Here is a 22,446-nt window from a genome sequence, read left to right as displayed (position 1 = left end):
GGAGGCTCCTAAGGCATGTCCATGACGATGACTGAGAAGCTTCTCGCAAGAGCTTCCGGAAAAGACGCGGTCTCGGTCGGCGATGTGGTGACGGCAAAGATTGATGTCATCTCGATCAGCGACGGATTCCGTGACGATTGGCTGATCGAGAACAATCTCAAGGCATGGGATCCAGAGCGGGTAGTCTTCTCGTTCGACCATTTCACCCCTCGATCGACGGGGGCGGTCTTGAAATGGTGGGGCGATGTGGAGCAATCGAGGGAGTTTGCACACAAGCTAGGTGTACCCAGCGAGAACGTCTACGACGTCGGTAGGCATGGCCTGTCCCACCAGGTACCGGCCGAGGAGGGATGGGTTCTGCCGGGCACGTTCTATCTGGCTGGGGATACACAAGGCGCAACGATGGGTGCGCTGAACTGCTTCGCCATGGCAGGAATCTTCTCGACGTGGCCGGCATTGGCGACAGGTGAGATGTGGATGGTCGTGCCGGAATCCGTCCGGATCAATCTGACGGGAGAGATACCCAAAGGGATTCTCGGAAAGGACATCTACTTCCGCTTGCTTCAAGACCTGCAGGGCCTGGCTGATAGTCGTGTGCTCGAGTTCGGTGGGCTGGGCTTGCAGTCACTACCCATTGACGTGCGCATGGGCGTTGCGAACGGCTCGAACCACATCGGCGCCCTGACCTCGGTGTTCGAGCCTGACCAGAAGCTTCTCGACTACCTTAAGCCCAGAGCAAGGGAACCATTCGTGACGGTGACCGCGGACCGGGATGCCAAGTACGTCACCACCTGCGAGTACGATTTGTCGACGTTCGAACCATTGCTCTCCGGGCCTGGCGACATCACCAAGATCCAGCCGCTCGGTGAGGTGAGGGGGGTGGCCGTCCAGGCGGCGTACATAGGGTCGTGCTCAGGTGGAAGGATGGAAGATCTCAAGCTCGCGGCGGAGGTCCTGGACGGCCGCAAGATTTCGCCTGGCGTACGGCTTGTCGTGACACCGATCTCGTCGAACGTTTTGCGGGAGGCCGCCGAGAACGGCGTGCTGCAAACACTCGTGCGCGCCGGCGCGACCGTGACGTCACCGGGGTGTGGAGCCTGCGATGCCGGGAATATGTCGCCTCTGCGGCTAGCCGATGGAGAGACGTGCATCACGGCTTCCGTCGAGAACTATTCCGGGCGGATGGGAAGCGCCAAAGCGAACATCTATGCCGCGAATGCAGCAGTAGTGGCCGCATCGGCGCTGACGGGAGAGATCACTGACCCGAGGGGATATTTCCGATGAACACCTTGAGGCTCAAAGGCAAGGTCTGGAAATTCGGCGATCACGCCAGCGTCTATTACTTCTTCCCCGCGAAGTACGAGCTCGTAGGTATCGCCGAACAACCAGCAGAACTTGCCAAGCATTTTCTTGAAGAGGTCGATCCGCGTCGGGTCCAGCAGGTCGAGCGTGGCGATGTGCTCGTGGCGGGACAAGGCTTCGGACAAGGCAAACATCACTTCTACTACATCAATGCGTTCCGCGAGCTGGGGTTCGCGGGCTTTGTGGCCGAGAGTTTTCACCCGCAGTTCCAGCGCGAGTGCATCGACCGGGGGATTCCAGCCATCGCATACAGGGACATTCCATCGAGAGTGGAGTCGGGGGATCTTCTGGAGCTGGACCTTAGGACGGGAAAGGGGAGCGTCGTGAACAAAGGGCTGGCGATTAGCGCGGGTCCCGCTCCGGAAGTCTTCCTGTCGATTTTGGTGGCTGGAGGTTTAAAGCCCTACACCCTAGAGAAGCTTGCCACACGAAGCAGAAGCTAGCCGGGCAGCCCCAACTCATGCTCGGTTCGACCGTGGACTATTAACTCGGCCTCTATGGTCACTTTCGCGATCCTGTCGGCGCGGGTTCACCGCCTTCGGACGGGCGAAGGACGGCACGTGAAAGCATCGCTGTTGCGCGGTCGGCTATCACGTTGCAGGTCCGCCAGTTCATCTGAGTCCAAGAGAGAGCCTCGCGATGTCGAATATTGGTAGCGGCGAACTACTCGGAGATCTATCCGAGGTAGAGGGCCACCTCTATCTGCAAACCACCACGCCGGGATTCTGGAAGAAACTTTATGAACATCTCGGTTTCCGCAGCTGGCGGAAGACCCCCGCTTCGACACTATCACTGCGCGCCTCTCAACCAGAGTTGATGGGCATCGCCTCGGCATCAAGGACGCGGATGGCACCTGCGTAGCATCGGATACAAACGCTGTCCCGCTGCTTCTGGTTTCACTCCCCGCTGAAGGCGCTGGAGATGCTGATGGCCAAGCACTGCATTGCCGCTGACGACGTATCTGAGGTGGTGCTCGAAGTTGGTTCCCACATTTTATGAGACGGCGGGCCCAGAAGAAGAGAGGCGGCTTCTTGAACAAACAGCCGCGGAACTCGTCAGCCTGACGCTCAGCCTTGCCCACAGCGTGGCGATGATGCTGATGAAGGTTCCGCCACAGGAATGGCTGAACGGGGAGTTCGCGCAAACCCCGGCGGTGCAAGCGTTGCGCGAGCGCGTCCGGTTCACGGAGAGCAAGACCAAATGGTTTTATCCAGATGTGTTCGACGATGCCCGACTTCACGCATGTCCTAAATGCTGGCGTCAATGTCACCACGGGCAAGGGCACGTTCCGCGAGGAGATTGACTGGTTCTGGGATGACTCCCATCACCCCAAAGGCCGTATTTAGGATTGCCAGATCGAAGCGAAATTCCGCAGTTGGGTCGTCGCTGACGATGCTGATCGTATCGTCTCCCTCGTTAACGACTTAGAGCGTCTGGACGATGTCAGCGCTCTGTTCGATGCACTTTATACAGCCATAGGGAATGCAAGATGAGTCGCAGCAAGATTCATTTCGACTTATTTGCGAAAACCCGATATCAAGCGCTTGCGTGTCAAAGCGGCTTCATTTGCAGGCTGGTAATTCATCTTGCGAATGCCTGGCGCGAAGGCGAAGAATGGCACGACGTAATCCCAGGCCCGCCGCCAGGCTGCTCCGATCGACGGATAGCGCTTGCCCCACTCGATCTCGAACTCCTTGAGGATAGCGCAACATCGGCGTTCTTGGCCCGGTAGATTTGATCGCGGGCAGGATCGTCTTGCGGTCCTTACAGGATACGAAGGTCAAGCTGTTCCTGATCAGGTGCATGATGCGGGTCGGCACATGCTCTGCGGGAAAACTGACGTGTTTGCCTTTGGAAAGCCCTTGATGCCGTAGACCACGGCAATCCCGCGCACCTCTGAGCTTGTTCACGACCTTGAGCCAGAATTTGGCCCCTTCGGTCTGCTCGATCCAGCGTCCGAACACACCCTTCTCGCCGTTCTCATTGAGCGCGAGGGCGACGTAGACGGCCCTCTTCTTCTTCACCAGACCATCATCGCGGATTTCGACGCGCAGCGCGTCAAAGAAAGCCAGCGGACCGCTCCAAGCGGCGGTTTTGCCACTCCCGACCTCATCGAGGAAGGCATCGCTGATTCAGCTGATGAGACCGGGCGAGACCTCGGGCTCGTAGAGCGCGGCAAGGTTGCCCTGAATCTCGCGCACCGTCATGCCGCGGGCATCTAGCGTTGCCTCGAACCACTGCTTAAGGCTGCAGCCAGACGCCGGGAATGCGCTTGTCGGCCGGCGCGGCGCTCGGCATCAGATCGGCCGCGGAGGGCCTTCTCGACCCCCATATCACAGCTGGGCGATGCGCGCGAGGGCCTCCCAGGCAACCGGAGCCGCCGCCGGCGAAGCTTCGCGGTCGATCTTCACAAACTGAAGCCGTAGAGGCGACCAGGAGAAGGCGCGCGTACCGGACAGGGCATCCGCACGCGTCTCTCGTGTCATGGTCTAGTAAGCCTCATAGTCACCGCAATGGATGATGCCTCGGTAGCCTTCGAGCAGCCTCAAGCGATAGACGGCGCCGGGCCCGGTGCATAGCCATGAATGCGGCCGCCTCTCCGAGGTGAACGGCATGGTTCCCGAGGGCAATCATCTCGTGCCGCTCGGGATTGCCGACGTGAAACGGTGCGGCAGCGACGTGACGGTCGTCGCGCTCGGATACTACGTCAGGGAGAGTCTGGCTGTCGCGCAGGAGCTGGCCGACGAAGGAATCTCGGTGGAAGTGATCGACCCACGCACACTCATTCCCCTGGATGTGAAGACGATCCGTGCGTCCGTACGCAAGACGGGCCGACTCGTGGTTGTGGATGAAGCGCCACCGACGTGCTCGGCCGCTTCGGAAATCGCTGCGCTGGCGGTCGAAGATCCCGACACCTTTGCTTCCCTCAAGGCGCCGGTGCAGCGCGTCTGCGGTGCGACCGTTCCAATTCCTTACAGCCCTGGCCTCGAAGATGCGGCGCTACCCAAGCGCGAGGACATCACGGACGCGGTCCGCGGCGTCATGGATGTCGAACTGTTGCGGCGCTCCGTGAAGACACCAGCATGAGCATTACCAATATCACCGGCGGTGAAGCCATCGCCCGCATGCTGCAGGCATTCGACAGCGGGCCCATCTTCGGGATGGGCGGCTTTCAACTGCTGCCGTTCTATGACGGCGGGCGGCGCCTCGGCCTGCCGCACTACCTGATCAATGACGAGCGTGCCGGCATCTTCGCGGCGGATGCGTATGCCAAGGTGACGGGCAAGGTCGGCCTCGTCGATGCGACGCTGGGCCCAGGCGCGGCCAACCTCGTGACGGGCCTCGTAGAGGCGCTCAACGCCGGGACGCCGGTGGTGGCCATCATCGGCGACAGCAACCGCGATCACTCCTGGAAGAACATGACCCAGGAGAGCCGGCAGATCGAGATCCTGCGCCCGGCGTGCAAGGAGCTGATTCGCGTCGAGGCGGTGCATCGCATCCCAGAGCTGCTGCGACGCGCATTCGCGATCGCGACGCGCGGCCGGCCCGGGCCTGTGGTCGTCGATGTGCCGGAAGACGTGTGTCATGGCACGTTCGATTTTGACGAGGCCGTGTTTGTAGTGAGCCCCACGGAGGCGCGTGTCGGGGCGCTGCGCTGCAGACCCGATGCAGGCGACGTGCAAAAGGCGGCGGAATGGATCGCATTGGCCGAGCGGCCCATGATCCTCGCCGGCGGCGGCGTTCACATCAGCGGCGCGGCTGAAGCCCTGTCGAGGTTCGCGCAGACCCTCAACATTCCCGTGGCCCACACCATGACGGGTAAGGGTGCCATAGCGTGCAGCAGCCCGCTGAACGCGGGCCTCTTCGGTCGCTACGACCGCATCGCCAACAAGCTCATCGACGAGTCGGACCTGCTGCTTGTCTTAGGTTGCAAGCTGGGTGAGATCGCGACCAAGCGGTTCACGGTTCCTGCCCGCGGCAAGCGCATCGTGCACCTCGGCATCCTCCCGGAGGAGTTCGGCCGCACGATGGAACCGGCCTTGCCGCTGTGGGGCGATGCCCGGCTGGGCATCGAAGACTTGAGTTCCGCGCTCGCCGCGCAGGCAGCGTCGATCAATAGCCGGCTGGTGGCCTATGCATCGGAAATCCCCGCGCGAATGGAGCGGTGGCGAGCGGAGGTGTCGAGCCGCCTGCATTCCGACGAGGTCCCCGTGAGCATGGCGCGGCTCATGACGGAGATCCATCGCGCACTCCCCGCAGACGGCTATCTCGTGGTGGATGGCGGCTTCGCTGCGCACTGGAGCGGCGGCCTGTTCGACACGAAGCAACCGGGAAGGGGCTTCGTGCCCGATCGCGGCTTCGCATCGATCGGCTATGGCCTGCCAGGTGCGATCGGCGTGGCAATGGCCGCGCCGGGCAAGACTGTGTTCGCGCTCACGGGCGACGGCGGCTTCAACATGATGCTCGGCGAACTTGAAACGGCGCGGCGACTCGATCTGGATTTCGCGATCGTGATCGTGAACAACGCGGCTTCAGGTTACGTGAAGGCATTGCAGCACCTCGTGTACGGCCCGGGCGCGTATCAGGCGTCGGATCTGGCGGAGACGAACTACGCGGAAGCCGCGAAGGCACAGGGGTGCAACGGGATTCGCGTCACGCAACCGGACGATCTTTCGGCCGCCTTTGAGCGCGCGAAAACTCTGCGGGGTCCAACAGTGATCGATGTCGTCGTCACCCGCGACCCGGCGAAGATGTTGCCGGGGGTGGACAACCGGGCTGTCCAGGTGAAGAAGGGCGATCGCGTCGCGTGATGGGGAAGTCAGGAGACTGCGATGAGATGGACAAGAAACTGCTGGGCAAGCGCGACAGGCGCGGATTCTGGACACCTCACATGCGCGCGGAGCCTGCGCCGACCTACTGTAGCCGCCGCAACCCTAGCAGGTTATTCTCTATTTCATCGGCCTCCTGAACTAATTCGCTCAGTGAAAGCCGGTGTATGCGGCGATCGCGATCGCCTCTGATGAGTCGGGAGAACAGCTTCACGACTGCTGCGGTATTCGGTTTGTCGGGTGGCCGTGCGATGGCGTCTATCCCGTGGTCGAGCGCGCCACCGTACTGGCTAGGGCGAAAGATTGCGGCGGATTTCCCTCTCGCATGGGTGACGCAGGCGCCGCAAATCACCAGCGCCATCATCGGTTCGGAAAGCGCTGTCCCCGCTGAAGGAGGAGATCACTGACAAAGGCAGGCGGCGCATCGCCGAAGTCATCGCTCCCGGCGATCACGTATCGCCGTAGATCGAGTGGGAGCCCGGACGGGCGATGCTGGAGCAAGGAGCTAGCCGGCGCGGATGAGCTGGGAGGTTGTGGGAGCTGAGAATTGTTCTCCGGCCGTCGAGGATTCTAGATGGGAAAGGGAATGCTGACATGAAGGAAGTCGAGGGCAAGGTCGCGTTCGTGACTGGCGGGTCGAGCGGCGTCGGCCTAGGCATTGTCGAGGCCTTTGCAGACGCGGGCATGAACATCGCTTTCGGATATCGATCGTCCGCGCATCTGGACGACGCAATGAAAAGCCTCCGTCGTTTCGGAAGCCGCGTCCATCCCGTTCCGCTTGAAGTAGGTGACTCTGCGAGCGTTGAGATGGCGGCAGCAGAAACGGTTAGGCGTTTCGGAAAAGTCCACGTTCTGGTCAATAACGCGGGCGTGTGCGTAGTCAAGCCTCTCCAAGAAACGACGCAAGACGATTGGGATTGGCAGGTCAGGATAAACTTGACCGGCGTCTTCAATGGCATACTTGCCTTTCTTCCTCTGATTCGCGAGCATGGCGAGGGTGGCCACATCATTGCCACGTCGTCTGTCCTGGGTCTCGCGGCCGCTCGCAATCGGACGGGCTATTCAGCCACAAAGTTCGGCGTCGTCGGGCTCATGGAAGCGCTTGGTGCAGAGCTGATAGACACCGAAGTGGGCGTGTCGATCTATTGCCCCGGCAACGTGTGGTCACAACTTGAAGTTCGCAGTTCCATCTCGACAGATGCGCCAGGCACGCCTGTGATCACACCTCGCGAAGTCCTCTACATGGAGCCGATGGAGGCGGGGCGGCTGGTGCTTGAGGGTATGCGAAACAACGATCTTTACATCCTGACCCATCCCGAATTCGGATGGATGTTCAAGGAGCGCAACAACGCGATCGAAGCCTCGCATCCTCACCGCCTTCATGCGCCGCCGGAACGCAGCAAGCGGTCTACCGCCGCATACCACAACCCTATCTATGCCCGCGACCTTAGCCGACGCTCTGCTTCCAAATGAACCAGTCGAACGCATGACCAAAGTGGCGGCGGATGATTATGGAACAGAGCGGGCCACTTTTATTGTCCGCGCCGAGCGTTCTCATCCGGCGCGAAGGCCCCACTTTTGACCATCGGACCCGAAGGGCATGGTGGTTCGACATCGCTGAAAAGCGGCTCATGAGGCTCACCTTGACGCTTATACAGCCTTATATTTCGCGAGTGACGAGCTTCACTTAATCATCGATGGTGCGTTCAGCATTGGGCGCAACTGGACCTGCCGGCAGAACCGTAATGCTCGCGTTCGGATAGCCACGGCGCGGCGATGAAACGAAGGAGATCGAGAATGCCAGGGCAAGTAGCAGGAAAAGTCGCGCTCGTCACGGGCGCCGCATCGGGCATCGGCCGCGCGATCGCGGAATTGCTCGCGCAGGAAGGCGCCTCGGTGATCGTCGCGGACCGCGAGGAGGGAAAGGGCAGGGAGGTGGTCGCGGCCATCACGCGCCGCAAGAGCCACGCGATCTTCATGCAGCAGGACGTGACAGACGAGTCGCGGTGGGAGCAGGTCATCAGGGAGATCGGCAGCCGGTACGGCCGGCTAGACACGCTCGTGGCGAGCGCCGGCATCGCGAAGGTCGCGCCGGTCGTAGATCTGACGCTGGCGGATTGGCGCCTACAGAACTCGGTCAATCTCGACGGCGTGTTCCTGGCGGTGAAGCATTCGCTTCCCCTCATGAGAGGGGGCGGAGGCGGCTCGATCGTGCTGATCTCCTCGACCTCGGGCCTGTATGGCACTGCGAACATGTCCGGTTATTGCGCGAGCAAGGGCGGCGTTCGCCTGTTCGCAAAAGCTGTGGCGCTCAAGTGTGCGCATGCCAACGACGGCGTGCGCGTGAACTCCGTGCACCCCGGCAACACCGCCACGCCGATGCTGGAGCAGCTCTTCGTGACTACACCCGAAGGTCAGGCTGAAGCGAGGGCGAGCGTTGAGGCCTATTCGCGTCGTGTGGTTCCACTTGGGCGCCCGGGCCTTCCCGAGGAAGTGGCCGCCGGCGAGCTCTTCCTTGCTTCGGATGCTTCGAGCTACCTCACTGGCGCGGAACTCGCGATCGATGGAGGGCGCACTGCCGGTCCGTTCAGCCGCCAGACCGGCTGACTCTACTGCGCACCCGATAATTCCGCCGCGCTATCGATGCGGTTGAAAAAGCATTGGCCGTGTGCGGGGGCTCCGAGAGTGCCAAAACAAACTTCGAGCAGATTACGGATTACGAAGCGCTGCGTGACAACGTGCGCGAGTTCTTCAACTGCGAACTGCCGGAAAAGATTCGCGAGATGGATCAGGCACGAAAGATTTCGCGCGAGAGGCGGAAGCGTCTCGCGGAACCCGGATGGCCCAATCTGACCGTGCTGAAATGGAGCCCGTGTTTGGACCATCGGTTGAGGTGGAAGGCGACCGCTCCGTTTGATGTAGCGCTGAAGGTCAAGATGGCCTTGGAGGCGGTGCGAGAGCAACCGACGGTGGCCGATTTGGCCCAGCATTACGAGGTTCACCCGAATCAGATCTACGCCTGGAAGAAGCAGCTTCTCGAGCATGCAGCGCGCCTTCGACGCCAATGTTGGCGTTGACGCGGAAATGGCGGCGGAGAAAACGGTCGAGGACCTCCACGCCAAGTTCGGGCAATTGACGGCGGAGTGGTTTTTTCGCAGAAGAGTCCAGAAGATTAGCGTTTCGGATCGTCGCGGAATGCTAATCGCGCCGACAAGGGCCTGGCGCCGCTCCGGCGTATATCACCTGCAAAAGCCGGACAACGACTACGATCTGGCGGTGATGTGGCGGATCGAGGAGTTATTCACCGCGTAGCCATCTCTCGACTCGCGGCGGATCACGGCGACGCTGAAGGCCAAGAGCGAGACGATCAACCGCAAGCGGTGAAGCGGTTGATGCGCCAGATGGGCAGCGCGGCGCTGGGTCCGAAGCCGAACACGAGCAAGCCGGCGCCGGGTCATAAGATCCATCCTTCTGTTGCGCAACACGACGATCGACCGCCCGAACCAGGTGTGGGCGGCCGACGTCACCTATTTGCCCATTGGCCGCGCTTTCCCCAATCTCGTCGCGATCGTCGATTGGGCGAGCCGCGCCGTGCTGGGCTGCCGTCTGTTCGATACGATGGACACCTCCTTCTGACACGCAGCGCTCGACAACGGCTTGGCGCGGCACGGCCGACCGGAGATTTTCAACACCTACCAAGGCTCACAATTCACGAGAGCCGCCTTCACCGGCGCGCTCGCGGCGCCCGGGATCAAGATCTCCATGGATGGCCGCGGCCGCTGGATGGACAAGGTGTTCATCGAACGGCTGTGGCGCACCCTCGAGCATGAGCATCTCTACCTCAAGGGTTACGTCGACGGGCACGAGGCCAAGGCCGGCACTATCGTGCCGATGGCGGTCTGGCGCGAAGCAACCGCAGCCGCTGTGCAACGCTACCGCGTTGACCACATGCCACAGCAACAGCAGACAACGTCGTTGGCGGCGTGATAGAAACGAAATAGGAGCGGTCGGATTTCCAACTAACAAACCGACTCAAATGGTCCCGCTCCACGAGTCCATTTCAGTGGCGACAGGCGGATGTGGAGTGATGTCCACGAGTGCACGACAACGATTCACCAGGTCCCAATCTTGCGTCTTCATTCATCTGAGAGACTCTACGGGGCCCCGATCTGCTGGTTTGCCCAGATCAATGGGACGCGCGCGATGGTTTGCCGGAAGACGAAGAGGCGTGGCGTCGAGCGAAGAAACACGCACGAGGCCGATCGTGACTGACGCGGTCTAATCCGCGAACTAAATCATCGTCTGTGAAGAGTGGCTAGGCGATTGAGCTAGAATCGCATTTGTCGTTGTGGACTGTTTTGCGTTTGCAGGGCTTTGATGTTTCGGGCGTCGGGACCTTGCAATTTCATTTTCAGGATACCGTTGAATCGCCAACCATGATTCCGTCGTCGCATCGGAGGTGGCGATGCGACCGAAGAAGCACAGGACAACGGATCGGGCGATCTGTTCCGGGCCAGGCTGGACCAGATCATCAAACATGAAGCACGAACTGGTTCTGCTCGCCGGCAAGGTCGATTGGGACTGGATCGACGGCGATATAGCGCCGCTCTATAGCGACAACGGGCGGCCAGGGATCGAGGCCCGCTTCATGATCGGGCTGTTGCTGCTCAGGCACATTTACGGGCTGTCCGATGAGGGAGTATGCGAATGCTGGGTCCACGACCCGTATTTCCAGTACTTCACCGGCGAGTTCTTTCAGCACGCGTTCCGCCACGAGCGCTCGGACCTGAGCCACTGGCGCAAGCGGCTCGGCGACAAGCTGGAGCCGTTGCTGGCCGAGAGCTTGCGGGTAGGGCGACCAAAGACGACTACTACCACGACCTCACGCTGGCATTGGCAGCCGACTCGAATTGCAGGAATCAGGCTAGAAGGCGGCCAAATTTGAAGGTGTTCAACCTAATAGTAAAGGTAGATGTTACCGTCTTTCAACCGCTCACGAGATCAAGACGATGGCATTTCCTCCAGACGAATATCACAGGCGCTTGGCCAACACTCAAAGCGAGATGGAGAAGGTTGATATTCCCGTCCTTCTTCTACATCAACCCGAAAGCATCATCTATTTGACCGGGTTCAATATCGGCACGGGTTTTTACTCCTACCACGCACTAGCGGTGCCGCAAAAAGGGGCCCCAGTCCTGATTGTTCGCGATGTCGAAATCCCTGCGATCAAGAAAGAGTCACCGATCAAGGAATGGGTCGCCTATCAGGACACATCCAATGCAATCGAGGTCGCGGCACTCGCGGTGAGGAAGGCGCTCGACAAGCTTGGGCTGACGGGTGGCAAAGTGGGCGTGGACGAACACTCGTGGTTCCTGACACCGGAGAGGTATGGATATCTCCGGGCCCAGCTGCCGCACGCAAAGCTTGTTGCGGAACCGCAAATCGTGCAAAAGTTGCGATTCATCAAGTCGCCTCTTGAAGTAGAGTGCATTCGTGAAGCGGCCGCCATCGTCGAATCAGGCGTGCGCAAGTGCGTTGAACGCGTTGCCGCGGGCCGGACGGAACGTGAGCTTGCCGCGATCCTGCTCCACGAAATCGTGAGCACTGGAGGCGAACCGCCCTATTCCGCAGTGATCCTGTCCGGGGAGCGCGGTAACGAACTCCACGGAACAATCACCGACCGCAAGCTCGTCAAAGGCGACCAACTCTATTTCGAGCCGAGCGCAATCCGAAACCAATATACGGCACGTGTCATGCGCACGGCGATTGTTGGGCGCCCGAATGCAGACCAGATGCGGACGGCGGAAACGCTGATCCGAATCCAAGACGATGGTATCGCGATGATGAAGCCGGGGGCGATCGCGGCCGATGTCGACGGCGCGTTCCGCAGACCTGCTCTCCAGTCCGGCCTGAAGAAAACCTATACCAATAAGAGCGGATATTCCATCGGGCTGATCGTCCGCCCGAACATCACCGAGCAAGGAAGGGATTTTCTGCCGGACGCCACTTGGGCGCTGGAGCCCGGGATGGTCTTCCACATGCTCATGATGGCGAACGGCATCGGGTTCAGCGACACGGTGCTGGTCACGGAAAAAGGGCCCGAGCGGCTCACGAAGATGGAGCGCAGGCTGTTCTGGGACTAACAGAGATTCGTCGCGGCGCGGGGAGTACTGACCGGATAGGGCACTCCGCGCCGCGCACGGGGTCTCCCATGGACCGCCCGGACGATCTCCAAACCAATCGCCAACCTTGACCAGGAGGCCACTTCCAGCACAGATGCAATCGTCAGTCGTGTCCGCTTCCGAACATGATCACGATCACTGGAATCCGTGATCACCATCGTCTGGAACCACTGGTCACCATCGCAGTGCTCAACCCGCTGGCGGTTCTGCGGCGAGTGGCGGTTTCAGGGGGATTCAGCAAGGGCGCCCGCATGTTGCACAAACCCTGAACGCGCGGCGGCTGTCGCCCCCGATGCAGCCGCTGCAGGTCTGTTTGCAATTCGCCTTCATGATAGGATCAAACCGTTGAAAGGCGCGCTAGGGTGCGATCAGAGCCGATGAGAGGGAGCCCAGAGTGCGGCTCATTGAGTATTCGCTCGGAGGAGGGGACCCGTCAGGCTGTCGGCTTCCAGGATGAAGTCCGGCGCCAAGTTGGTAGAACAAGCTGAATCTATGCGCGCAGAACCAGAACTCGGGCGATTCTCTCATCTCTGGCGAGATAGAGTTTTGGTCGCATAGCGTTTACTCGAACGGCGCTTATCAGGGTTCAAATCAAATGACCACAGACACGAACTGTTTCCTGTCGAATGCCGAGCGCGAGGCCGTGATTGAGTTGCGCCATGCCATGCATCGCGAGCCAGAGCTCTCGAACGCGGAATGGAAAACTCAAGAGCGAATTCGCGGGATGTTGCAGCGCTTCGGCATCAATGGCGCCAAGGTGTTCCACAAGACCGGCCTGTATGTTGATATCGAAGGCACTGCATCTGGCCCAAAGCGCTCGATTGCCGTTCGGGGCGACATCGACGCGCTGCCAATCCGCGAGATGCGCGAGGATCACTCGGGACAGCTGCTCGGCATCAATGGCCATATCCGTCCGCAGCACGACATACCCATCGCGATCTCAAGCTTGATCGCCGGAATCTGACGCTCCTCCAACGCACCTTCCACGACCAGCGGCGCGAATGTCGGCTGCGACGCCTCGCACGGCGGCAACATGCCTCGCTGTCGAAACCGCCGCCGCCAATCGTAGACCTGCCAGCGCGTCGCTCCGTACTTGCGCGCCACCTCGGACACCTGGGCACCGGGTAACAGACTCTCGGCGACGATCCGAGCTCTCTCAGCTTCCGAACGTACGCGACGCCCCGATGGTCCTTCAAGAACCTCCAGCCGGCTCACCGCCCCCGTCGTTGAGCCGTCCAAATGGACGTCCTTTTTGCTGTCCAATCCCATCCCAAACCTCCGTCCAAGCCGGAGGCTTCTTTCGCACAGCTATACAAATCCCGAAGCAAGGGTTCCGGCTAAGCGCTTACGTCTATCTAGGAAGCTTTCGCCGTTGATCGGCCCATCGATCACACAGGGGGCGCTGATGCCGTCATGTCGAAGCGCAGCCAGGAAGGTCAGCGTCCGCCATCGGCCATGGGGAGCCTTGGCGACCAGCCGCTCGCCGCGACGCGCTCGGCCATCGGAACGCGTCATGTTGGTCTTGGCCCATGTCTCGTCGATGAAGACCAGGCTGGAGGGATCGAGCCGCCCTTGATACTTCTTCCATTGCGCCCGCCGCCGGGCGACGTCGGGACGATCCTGCTCGCTGGCGTGCAGGCTTTTTTTGAGACTGATGCCTTCGTGCTCGAAGAAGTGCCACGCCGCGTAATAGCTGACCTTGATCCCGCGCTCTGCCAGCTCTGCAAACAGCGCGCGCAAAGTGATGTCCGGTTGCTCGGTAAGCCGCTTGAGCAGCCGGTCTCGTTCGGACGCCAGCACGTAGGGCCGATTGCCTCCCATCGGCCGGGCCGCGGCGCTTCCGGTCGCGCGGTACCGCTGCGACCACTTCACAATGGCAACGCTGACTTTGAAGGTTGTAGCCACAGACCGACAGCCTTCGCCTGCCGCCACAGCAGCAACAACCCGTTCACGCAGATCAAGAGAATTGGCTCGCCCCATCGGATCCTGGCCTCCAGCCCAGCCAGCATCTTGAATCAGAACTCGCCTGATTTGGAAATCCCAATCGATTCAGACTCAGACGATCACGCTCTAGTGGCCTGGCGACATCGCGAAGCGTCGGCCCCTATCCGCGTTGTCATAATCCAATCAAAGCGTGTGCGTTGGCATGGCCAGTCTAGAGTATGCGACAGATATCGGGAGGCTCATGCAGCTTGTCCGCGGCTCGATTGACGCGCGTCTGCGTTCGACCGTACGGCTGAGTCCGGCTCCTGATATCGAAGGCAGATTTCGAGGTTCAATTTTTCACAGCGTCAGTATATTGAGTTCGTAAGCTCTATTTCCAGTCGGGAGTACATTAATGTTCAAGTGGCTGGCTATTACCTTGTCCGTTGCGTCGCTCTACTGAACGTCCGCGGCAGCTCGGGAGGAGCGGGGCGTGATCCTCCTCAAGGCAACCCACTTTCTGGATCCGCGATCCGGAATAGTCCTTTCTCCGGCGGCCATCCTGATCGAATATGGTAAGATCACTGAAGTGGGATCACCTGCGCAGATCCATGCTCCTTCGAACGCTCAAGCATTAGACTTAGGCGGATCCACGCTCCTGCCAAGCCTGATAGATGGCCACACCCACCCGGTTATTGACGAAGTCATTCCTGCGGAGGCAGAGCTCAACCGGCGGTGGAACGCGGAATCCGAACCGGACATGCTGCTCGCCATTGTGGAGTCGCCAGAGAAGCGTGTGCTTATGGGCGTGAAGTTTGCTGCGGGATCGGACATGTATTTGTACTTTCCCGGCAAGACCCGCGGCGAGGCGTCCGCCACGATGTTCACCGCGCTGCATCACTCGGGAATGCCGCCGTTGGACATCATACGCGCCGTGACCGCCAACGCGGCGGAAATGCTGGGCTGGCATAATCGGATCGGCACGATCGAGCCTGGCAAGTTGCGCACATTATCGCAGTGACAGGAGATCCCCTTAAGGATATCAGTGAGCTGGAAACGTGTGGGATTTGTGATGGAGAAGGGGGCGGTTGTGAAGAACGAGCTGCGCCCCGTGGCTCACTAGCGTAAGTGTGATTTAAACGAGTGAACAAGCCTGCTTAGTCGGCACGTTATTAGTAGACGCCTGAGGCAGTTGTCGCCGAATGATATTGCAGCCATCCACCATTATTTGACGGTAAATTCTAATTTCAGTGTGGCACCTCCAGAATTGCCGCCTGCGCTTCTATAGACGTGGACGCCAATCAGGTCCCGGCATGCAATTCAATTCTTTTGTCCATCTTTTGATTCTAATGAGCGCGATTCTGATGGCATCTCCCGCGTTATTCTTCTCGGCCGCCCATGCAGAGAGATGGGGTAGCACTTGGCGGATACTTACACACCAAACGGCGATAGCATTGTCCGCACATCGGCGAGCTGAGCACCGCGGTAGGCATGGAGCGGGTAGGGATATGAACTTCGTTAATCAATTGAAGATTTGGAGCCAACCCTGCGCAGTGTGTTCCGGGAATTCAGGGCCTATAACGTCGCGTTGCTAGGTGTTGTGAGCCGACAAGAGATGAGCGTGGCGGGTGCGGATACGCGCGCCAGCTGGCCGAGCCGATGAAAACGCTATACTATCCTCGGCCGACAAGTATGATCCCGTATTAGCGCTGGCCACCACCAGCGGAAAAAATGTCCTGTCGCGGGTCGCGGCTAAGCTAGATGTCGGCCAGATGTCCGAAATCCTGAAAATGCTCTCGCTCGACACGTTCGAGCGGCCGATCTATGCCGGCAACGCTATCGAGACGCTGCAGGCGCTGGCCGGCAAGAAGGTCATCATCGCGCGCGTACGACCATATTCAAACCGAGCGCGGAAGGGGGGAGGCGCGGCGGTGGAGAAGGCCGCGCCGGGTGCCGATCCCGGCGTGTCGCGTTGCACCGGCCAAGCTTTTTGCGTCTTGTCCGGTCTGGGAGCGGGCTATCTCATCGGTGGAGAGCCTGCTTACGCTGCGCAAGGATCGCGCGGCCGTGGCTTTTGGTGCAGATTTCTGCGTCTCTGGCCCATCCTCGCAGTAATTCGCGGCTCAAGCCTTGCTATGGTCCGTTTTGGAGCGGCCAATTGTGCTACGTTCCAGCATGAACATAACGGAGAGTTTCCGTGCGTTTTCGTGACAAGATCATTCAGGGCAAGGCGACCACGGCGTTTCGAAAAATGCTCGCCTCCGCTTTGCCGCCGGCGGCACGGCGCATCACGCCCAGTTGGCGGAAGCGGCAGGCTTCAAAGCTTTCGACCTTTCGGGGTCGCAGACATCGATGCACTTGTTGGGCATACCGGATTCTGGGTTGCACACTCTGACCGAGGTGGTGGAAAACACCCGACGCGTCTGCCAAGCCGTATCGATCCCTGTGTCAGTCGACTGCGACACCGGGTTCGGCAACGCTATCAATGTTGTGCGTACCGTGGACGCGATCATCCGCGCCGGCGCAGCTTCCCTGTTCATCGAGGACCAGGTGGCGCCGAAGCGCTGCGGTTTTGTGAAGGGGAAGGAGTTGATTCCGATTGAGGAGGCCGTTGGCAAATACCGTGCCGCCTGCGACGTGCGGAACGAACTGGACCCTGACTTCGTCATCATGGCACGGACCGATGCGCGCGGCGCCGTTGGTGGCAGCATAGACGAAGTGATGCGCCGGGGGGAGGCCTATCTCAACGCAGGTGTCGACATTCTCTATGTCGAGGCGCTGCAGAGCCGCGAGGAGATGTGGGCGGTGCGCCGTGCATTTCCAGACGCCATGCTGTTGATGACGCCTTGGGCGATCAATCCTCGGATAACGACTGAAGAGATGCGCAAACTCGGCGTCGTCAGCACTTATGTGCATTTTCCCGCGGTCGGCAGCATCGCAATGTATGATTTTCTGGTCGACTTCGTCAAGCGAGGAGACGACGCCTACAACGAGTTCGCAATCCGCACTGAGGACCACCCGCTCGGTGGCTGGCGCACGTTCGACCTTGTCGGCTTCCCGAAAGTGCACGAGCTGGAGCAAAAGTACCTGCCGGCCGAGGCCTTAGCCCGCTACGACAATTCCATCGGTGTCTATGATCCGCGCAACCGTTCGGCAAAGCACCCTGATGCGGCGGGCTAGCGGACTGATGAAAATGGCGCTCGCCGCTGAGCGGCAACGTGTTTCACTGTTTCGGAGGTGGTGTCCAGGGCGCCCATCTAACGGACGAACTGTTCAGCAACGCCGTCAAGGTCTGCGACCCGAGCGTTCCGGACAGTTGTGACCAAAGGACTGGAGGGCGAGTGTGCGGAGGGCTCCCGCATAGTCTGGACGGTATATCCGCAGGAATCGAGCTCACACTCAACTATAACGGCAATCATCGTCGCGGGAATGAACATTAGGATGTTACCTCATCGTCGGCCTGCAACTGACGAACAATAGGGATGAAAGGAGTATGTCGTGAGTTTTTACGAAAATGAAGCCGTGCGCATTTATTTCGAGGAGGCTGGCTCTGGCTTTCCACTGCTGCATATCGCCGGAGGAGGATTGAATTCAACTATCGCGCACTTTAGCAACGGCATGTTACCTTTCAATTCATTCAAAGAATTTAAGGACGAGTACCACTGCATCGCGGCCGATCTGCGCAACGCCGATGGCGGTCAATCGACGGGCCCATTCGAGGTTGATCGTCCCTGGGATTCGTACACCGATGATCACTTTGGATTAATGGATCATCTCGGCATCGACAAGTTCATGGTGATTGGCTTCTGTGTCGGTGGCCCATTCATCTGGAATATGCTCAAACGGGCACCCGACCGCATCGCGGCCGCCGTGTTAGTTAACCCCAGTGGTTCGCGGCCGGAGGCGCGCGACCTCTTCTACGACGGTTATATAAAAAGGTGGGCCCCGCAGTTGGTAAAGCGCCGGCCCGAGATCAGCATGACGCAAGCCGATCAATTTTTGACGCAGATGTACCGCACCAATCCCGATTTTGTCTTCACCGTCACGCGCGACTTTGTGAGTCAGTGCCAAGTGCCGGTATTGATCGTGCCGGACGCTGTTGACTCCCATCCCTATGAGGTTGCGATGGAGATGGCGATGCTGGCGCCAAAATCTGAAGTGAGTATATTTCCGTGGTACGAGCCTAAGGAACGGATTCCAATAGTGGTTCGTCAGATCCGGTCGTTTCTACGGGCCCACCGGCCAACTGCGACCTAGACTCGTCGACCGCGGACCGGTTCGTCGAATTACATGACATACAATCCTTGCAAGCGCGCGGTCACCACGCTGCTGGTCAAGATGGTCCATCCGGCAGAGTGGGCAAGGGTCGGTCCACTACCCGCCGGCGGGGCATAGGCCATGAGGTCGCCCGCGCATTGGGACGGGGCCGTAATCGTGCTTGCCTCAACACTTGGTGGCAGACCGTGAGTGTACAGGTGCAAATTGAGAGTGCCCGAGTGCTCGACAACATCGACGCGATTGCGACGGTCGACAGGCGTTCCATAGGGCTCTCCGGGCTCTCCGGCCTCTCAGGCTCGCTGGGAACACGCAAACGGCTTCCGACAGCTAACGGCCTCCCGTGTTGACCATCGTCGAGGGTTTAGGGCCTAAAGAATGTCTCGACCCGGCTGCGCGCATTCGATTCAACAATCACCCCATCCGAGGGAGCTACGCCATGAGACTGCGTGACGACGTCATCAAGGGCAAGACCACCACTGCCTATCGCAGAATGCTAAACGAAGGACCGTTGCCCATTGTTGGCATCTGGGGCGCGACGCCTCATGAAGCGCAGCTTGCTGAAATGATGGGTTTTAAGAACTTTGGCATTTCCGGTGCGTCACTTTCGTCAAACCTGTTGGGTCTGCCGGACGCTGGCTTGCTAACCCTTAGCGAGCTCACGGACGCGACGCGCCGAGTCTGCAATGCTGTGTCTATCCCAGTCACTGTTGATTGCGACACCGGGTTTGGAAATGCCATTAATGTCATCCGTACTGTCACGAGTATCATCCAGGCCGGCGCCGCTTCACTATTCATGGAGGACCAAGTCGCGCCTAAACGCTGTGGATTCGTCAAGGGCAAAGAGATCGTCTCAATCGAAGAAGCCGTGGGAAAGTACCGAGCTGCCTGCGATATACGCGACAGCCTCGACCCCGATTTTACGATCTCGGCTCGCACTGATGCGCGAGGCGCGGTGGGCGGCGGCATGGACGAGGTTCTACGTCGTTGCGAGGCGTACTTGCGTGCGGGCGTGAACGTGCTCTACGTGGAAGCACTGCAGAGTCGCGAAGAGATCCGTACGGTGCGCGAAGCCTTTCCGGATGCCCTACTGCAACTCTCTCTCTTTGCCATCACACCCCCTCTCAGCAATGAGGAGAAGCGCCAGTTCAGACTTTGCACCGACGGCTCATACGTCACGCAGATTGCTTCGGTTGCCATGTACGACTTCTTGCTACGCGTGCGCGAAAAAGGAGGCGAAGCATTCACCGACTTCATAGCCGCTACCAAAGATCACCCGATGTCCCTGTTCGGCGACTTCAACCTGACCGGCTTTCCGAAACTGCTCGAGCTTGAGAAACGCTATCTGCCGCTGGAGGCGCAGGATCGATATGAAAAGTCGCTGGGCATGTATGACCCACGCAACAACCAAACCCTCAAGGTGACAGTCGTCGCGCCGAAGGAGGCAGATAAATGAACGTACCTCGCTTAAGTCTGTTAATCAGAGAGTAGGGATTTGGTCCACTGACATCGCACACGCTGCGAGTGGGATCGCGAAGTCCTGGACACCGTTGGCCTCGAACGCTTCCGTAGGGGTTTTGAGCGATTGGGTTACCGCGACTCTGCATCAATCCCCTGAGACTGGACTCTCCAGACCGAACTAACTTCTACGCCCAGTTGCGAGTTTCTGATTTGGACCTGATCCGCGAACTCCCATACGGGCCCGCGACAAATGACGGTCGCATTAAAGGCCGGACAGATGTCAGCACCCGACTACAGCGCAGCGCTTGACGAAAGATTCTTCTTGCATCCCTGGGGGCGTCCACAGATGGGTATGTGGGCAACGCCTTGGCGTTGTCCAAGCGCAGTGGCGTGTCCACAGCGTCACGAGCTCAGGCCTTTCGGGCGGGTTGCCGAGTTCGGCGCAGGCTCTCGCCGGTGAGGTCGAGCCGATGGGCATTGTGGACGAGACGATCGAGGACAGCGTCGGCGTAGGTCGGATCGCCGAACACGTCAGAGTATCCCTATTCTTGAGCGGGTCGTGTCTCACGTCATCACTGACCCCATCATTTTCTTTTTGGGCGCCGGCTTGAGGTGCTGAAGGAGCGGTCGGGGCGCGGTCCCGCCTACGTCGTTGTCGCGCTGCCGGACGGCCGCGCCGCGGGCGGTTCGGATCGCGTCGACGGATCTTGCCGAGACGATCACTTCCCGCCCGAACGCCGCCGATCTGCCGCGCATCAGTGCACGTACGCTGATCCCATTGATGCAACATTTGAGCGCGAGTCTGAGCCTTCTCGACGAGAAGGTGACTCGCGGATGAGCCACCGACCGCTTCCAGGTCGCGTTGCGTATCGACCCCTACCGACGTTGGCAAATCCACCTGGCCGTCTGGCTGACATTCCGCGCCTATGGCCGAATCTGTCGACCGCGACGCAAACCCAGATCGCTCAAATCCTCGCCACGCTGCTGCGGCGAATGCAAGCGGTTCCCGGCACGCCCGGAAGAGGACGGGGTCGTGCTGATCAGCTTGAACGTCGCTGACGAGCGGCTCACGACTGCGCACCGAGCCAAGTTGGCCAATGTCTACGAGCGGCAGTCATCCGTGAACCAGGTGCGCCAGCACCAGGAGAGCGCGGAGCTGCAGTGCCGGCTCGTCGATCGCGCCGTCGGTCTGGGCTGGCCGCCGGAGCGCGTCCTGGTCATTGACGAGGATCTGGGCGAATCGGGTGCTGGCGGTGTGGATCGTCATGGTTTCCAGAAGCTCATTGCCCAGATTGGCCTTGGCAACGCCGGTCTTGTGGTGAGCCTCGACGCTTCCCGCTTGGCCGCAATAACCGGGGCTGGCATCAGCTTCTCGAACTGTGCTCGGTCTTCGGCGTGCTCATTGCGGATGGTGAGCGGCTTTACGATCCTCGCGCCTACCACGACCGCCTCCTGGCTTGTTCGGCATCATGAGCGAGGCGGAGTTGCATCAGCTTCGAATGCGCCTTCACCGTAAGCGTAGCGCCGAGGCCCTTCAGATTGTCTGTGCGCAGACTTGGGAGCACCGTTAGAAGAGTCATCTTCGGCAAGGGTGCTCATAATGGACGACCATTCGGACGACATAAGACGACCGTTGACGCAGCGTATCGAAGTGTATGCTGGTGTAGGCCGGAAGCAGTGGCCGGATGATTTGAAGGCACAGATTGTCGCGGAAAGCCTCGAGCCAGGTGCGGTTGTAACAGATATCGCACGCCGCCATGGCTGCCGGCCGCAGCAGGTGCATGACTGGCGGCGCCGGGCGCGTTCAGGTCAACTGGTGCTGCCGGCTTCGGCGGATACGCTATCATTCGTGCCTTTGGTGTCGGAGACGTCGCTGCCGGCGGCTGCCGCGCCCTCCGGATCGCCGGAGGCTGCCGCTGTTACGGTTGAGTTCCTTGGGCACGGGTGGAGGTGCGCGGAACGCCTGGGCTTGCCCTGCTGAGTGATGTGTTTGTGGCATTGCGCCGGACACGTTCATGCTGACGGCTCCCGCTGGCCTCATGATTTACGTTGCGACCCGACCTGTAGACTTCCGGAAGGGCGCGGATGGCTTGGCACTCTTGGCGAAGGAGACGCTGGGCCACGATCCGATGAAGGGCGTGGCAGTGGTCTTCCGTGCGAAGCGTGCCGATCGGGTGAAGATCGTCGTTTGGGATGGCAGTGGCCTTGTGCTGTACTGGAAGCGGCTTGAGGGCAGCGCCTTCAAATGGCCGTCGGTTGTTGACGGTGTGATGCGGATGAACGCCGCGCAGCTGTCGGCGCTTCTGGCCGGCATGGATTGGACACGCATGCACGCACCTCGAATCCCGCAGCCGAAAGCACTTGCGTAGGGCATAAAATCTTCGCTGCATCGGAGCGCGAAGCAAGGCAGACTC

At 59.9% G+C, this 22,446-nt stretch carries 22 protein-coding genes and 4 pseudogenes; 21 read left to right on the top strand and 5 right to left on the bottom strand.

Features of this window, described 5'->3' with window-relative positions; translation table 11 throughout:
• The first annotated feature begins 15 nt into the window (after positions 1-15).
• From LRP30_RS32610 to LRP30_RS32600, 3 genes are all read left to right on the top strand, one after another.
• Positions 16-1,284, top strand: a complete 1,269-nt coding sequence (locus LRP30_RS32610) for an aconitase family protein (protein WP_249757438.1) — start codon at positions 16-18, stop codon at positions 1,282-1,284.
• Positions 1,281-1,805: a hypothetical protein gene (locus tag LRP30_RS32605; protein WP_249757437.1), complete on the top strand. Its 525-nt coding sequence runs from the start codon at positions 1,281-1,283 to the stop codon at positions 1,803-1,805. The genes LRP30_RS32610 and LRP30_RS32605 overlap by 4 nt, the downstream gene beginning before the upstream one ends.
• 536 nt (positions 1,806-2,341) lie before the next feature.
• Positions 2,342-2,665 (top strand): hypothetical protein, encoded by a 324-nt coding sequence (locus LRP30_RS32600; RefSeq protein ID WP_249757436.1) that lies wholly within the window; start codon positions 2,342-2,344, stop codon positions 2,663-2,665.
• A gap of 259 nt (positions 2,666-2,924) precedes the next feature.
• On the opposite strand, the gene LRP30_RS32595 is transcribed toward LRP30_RS32600, so the two are convergent.
• Positions 2,925-3,386 carry a transposase gene (locus tag LRP30_RS32595; protein WP_249757435.1) on the bottom strand — a complete coding sequence of 154 codons (462 nt, stop codon included), beginning with the start codon at positions 3,384-3,386 and terminating at the stop codon, positions 2,925-2,927.
• Between the two features lie 192 nt (positions 3,387-3,578).
• Positions 3,579-3,955: pseudogene (locus LRP30_RS32590) on the bottom strand (transposase); the annotation flags it as partial.
• Between the two features lie 20 nt (positions 3,956-3,975).
• Between LRP30_RS32590 and LRP30_RS32585 the strand changes: the two are divergent.
• The 11 genes and pseudogenes from LRP30_RS32585 (at position 3,976) to LRP30_RS32535 (ending at position 13,337) form a co-directional block, all read left to right on the top strand.
• Positions 3,976-4,449: a transketolase C-terminal domain-containing protein gene (locus LRP30_RS32585; protein ID WP_249757434.1), complete on the top strand. Its 474-nt coding sequence runs from the start codon at positions 3,976-3,978 to the stop codon at positions 4,447-4,449.
• Positions 4,446-6,173, top strand: a complete 1,728-nt coding sequence (locus LRP30_RS32580) for a thiamine pyrophosphate-binding protein (protein ID WP_249757433.1) — start codon at positions 4,446-4,448, stop codon at positions 6,171-6,173. Before LRP30_RS32585 ends, LRP30_RS32580 begins: the two co-directional genes overlap by 4 nt.
• A 612-nt stretch (positions 6,174-6,785) precedes the next feature.
• Positions 6,786-7,664: an SDR family oxidoreductase gene (locus LRP30_RS32575; protein WP_249757432.1), complete on the top strand. Its 879-nt coding sequence runs from the start codon at positions 6,786-6,788 to the stop codon at positions 7,662-7,664.
• A 324-nt stretch (positions 7,665-7,988) separates the two neighbouring features.
• The gene (locus tag LRP30_RS32570) at positions 7,989-8,798 is read left to right on the top strand and encodes a glucose 1-dehydrogenase (protein WP_249757431.1); all 810 of its coding nucleotides are present in this window, start codon (positions 7,989-7,991) and stop codon (positions 8,796-8,798) included.
• 59 nt (positions 8,799-8,857) lie between these two features.
• Complete coding sequence (locus tag LRP30_RS32565) at positions 8,858-9,268, top strand: transposase (protein ID WP_249761884.1); 411 nt, start codon at positions 8,858-8,860, stop codon at positions 9,266-9,268.
• Positions 9,234-9,503, top strand: a complete 270-nt coding sequence (locus LRP30_RS32560) for a hypothetical protein (RefSeq protein WP_249757430.1) — start codon at positions 9,234-9,236, stop codon at positions 9,501-9,503. Before LRP30_RS32565 ends, LRP30_RS32560 begins: the two co-directional genes overlap by 35 nt.
• Positions 9,504-9,665: 162 nt before the next feature.
• Entirely contained in the window at positions 9,666-9,827 is a 162-nt protein-coding gene (locus LRP30_RS32555; protein ID WP_249757429.1) for a DDE-type integrase/transposase/recombinase, read from the top strand.
• Positions 9,828-9,848: 21 nt separating this feature from the next.
• The gene (locus LRP30_RS32550; RefSeq protein WP_249757428.1) at positions 9,849-10,178 is read left to right on the top strand and encodes a hypothetical protein; all 330 of its coding nucleotides are present in this window, start codon (positions 9,849-9,851) and stop codon (positions 10,176-10,178) included.
• A gap of 478 nt (positions 10,179-10,656) precedes the next feature.
• Positions 10,657-11,043 (top strand): annotated as a pseudogene (locus tag LRP30_RS32545) (transposase); the annotation flags it as partial.
• Positions 11,044-11,200: 157 nt separating this feature from the next.
• Positions 11,201-12,334, top strand: coding sequence for a Xaa-Pro peptidase family protein (locus LRP30_RS32540; RefSeq protein WP_249757427.1), 1,134 nt, complete (start codon positions 11,201-11,203; stop codon positions 12,332-12,334).
• A 634-nt stretch (positions 12,335-12,968) separates the two neighbouring features.
• The gene (locus LRP30_RS32535; RefSeq protein ID WP_249761991.1) at positions 12,969-13,337 is read left to right on the top strand and encodes a hypothetical protein; all 369 of its coding nucleotides are present in this window, start codon (positions 12,969-12,971) and stop codon (positions 13,335-13,337) included.
• On the opposite strand, the gene LRP30_RS32530 is transcribed toward LRP30_RS32535, so the two are convergent.
• A complete protein-coding gene (locus LRP30_RS32530) occupies positions 13,247-13,642 on the bottom strand; it encodes a transposase (RefSeq protein WP_249757426.1) in 396 nt (131 codons plus the stop codon). The two genes, LRP30_RS32535 and LRP30_RS32530, sit on opposite strands and share 91 nt — an antisense overlap.
• 99 nt (positions 13,643-13,741) lie before the next feature.
• Positions 13,742-14,353 (bottom strand): annotated as a pseudogene (locus LRP30_RS32525) (IS630 family transposase); the annotation flags it as partial.
• Positions 14,354-14,789: 436 nt separating this feature from the next.
• Between LRP30_RS32525 and LRP30_RS32520 the strand changes: the two are divergent.
• The 4 genes from LRP30_RS32520 (at position 14,790) to LRP30_RS32505 (ending at position 20,027) form a co-directional block, all read left to right on the top strand.
• On the top strand, positions 14,790-15,317 hold the full coding sequence (locus LRP30_RS32520) for an amidohydrolase family protein (RefSeq protein ID WP_249757425.1): 528 nt from the start codon (positions 14,790-14,792) through the stop codon (positions 15,315-15,317).
• A 1,331-nt stretch (positions 15,318-16,648) separates the two neighbouring features.
• On the top strand, positions 16,649-17,476 hold the full coding sequence (locus LRP30_RS32515; protein WP_249761883.1) for an isocitrate lyase/PEP mutase family protein: 828 nt from the start codon (positions 16,649-16,651) through the stop codon (positions 17,474-17,476).
• Positions 17,477-17,794: 318 nt separating this feature from the next.
• Positions 17,795-18,553 carry an alpha/beta hydrolase gene (locus tag LRP30_RS32510; RefSeq protein WP_249757424.1) on the top strand — a complete coding sequence of 253 codons (759 nt, stop codon included), beginning with the start codon at positions 17,795-17,797 and terminating at the stop codon, positions 18,551-18,553.
• A gap of 457 nt (positions 18,554-19,010) precedes the next feature.
• Positions 19,011-20,027: an isocitrate lyase/PEP mutase family protein gene (locus LRP30_RS32505; RefSeq protein ID WP_249757423.1), complete on the top strand. Its 1,017-nt coding sequence runs from the start codon at positions 19,011-19,013 to the stop codon at positions 20,025-20,027.
• Positions 20,028-20,442: 415 nt separating this feature from the next.
• Here LRP30_RS32505 and LRP30_RS32500 read toward each other — a convergent pair.
• Positions 20,443-20,571: pseudogene (locus LRP30_RS32500) on the bottom strand (ATP-binding protein); the annotation flags it as partial.
• A 494-nt stretch (positions 20,572-21,065) separates the two neighbouring features.
• Between LRP30_RS32500 and LRP30_RS32495 the strand changes: the two are divergent.
• The 3 genes from LRP30_RS32495 (at position 21,066) to tnpB (ending at position 22,401) form a co-directional block, all read left to right on the top strand.
• Complete coding sequence (locus tag LRP30_RS32495; RefSeq protein WP_249757422.1) at positions 21,066-21,548, top strand: hypothetical protein; 483 nt, start codon at positions 21,066-21,068, stop codon at positions 21,546-21,548.
• 84 nt (positions 21,549-21,632) lie between these two features.
• On the top strand, positions 21,633-22,013 hold the full coding sequence (locus LRP30_RS45310; protein ID WP_346016187.1) for a transposase: 381 nt from the start codon (positions 21,633-21,635) through the stop codon (positions 22,011-22,013).
• A gap of 34 nt (positions 22,014-22,047) precedes the next feature.
• Positions 22,048-22,401, top strand: coding sequence for an IS66 family insertion sequence element accessory protein TnpB (gene tnpB / locus LRP30_RS32485; protein ID WP_249757421.1), 354 nt, complete (start codon positions 22,048-22,050; stop codon positions 22,399-22,401).
• Positions 22,402-22,446 lie beyond the last annotated feature (45 nt).

Origin of the sequence: Bradyrhizobium sp. C-145 (genome assembly GCF_023375135.1) — a bacterium.
Lineage (GTDB): Bacteria > Pseudomonadota > Alphaproteobacteria > Rhizobiales > Xanthobacteraceae > Bradyrhizobium > Bradyrhizobium zhanjiangense.
This window is presented reverse-complemented; position numbering and strand designations above follow the sequence as displayed.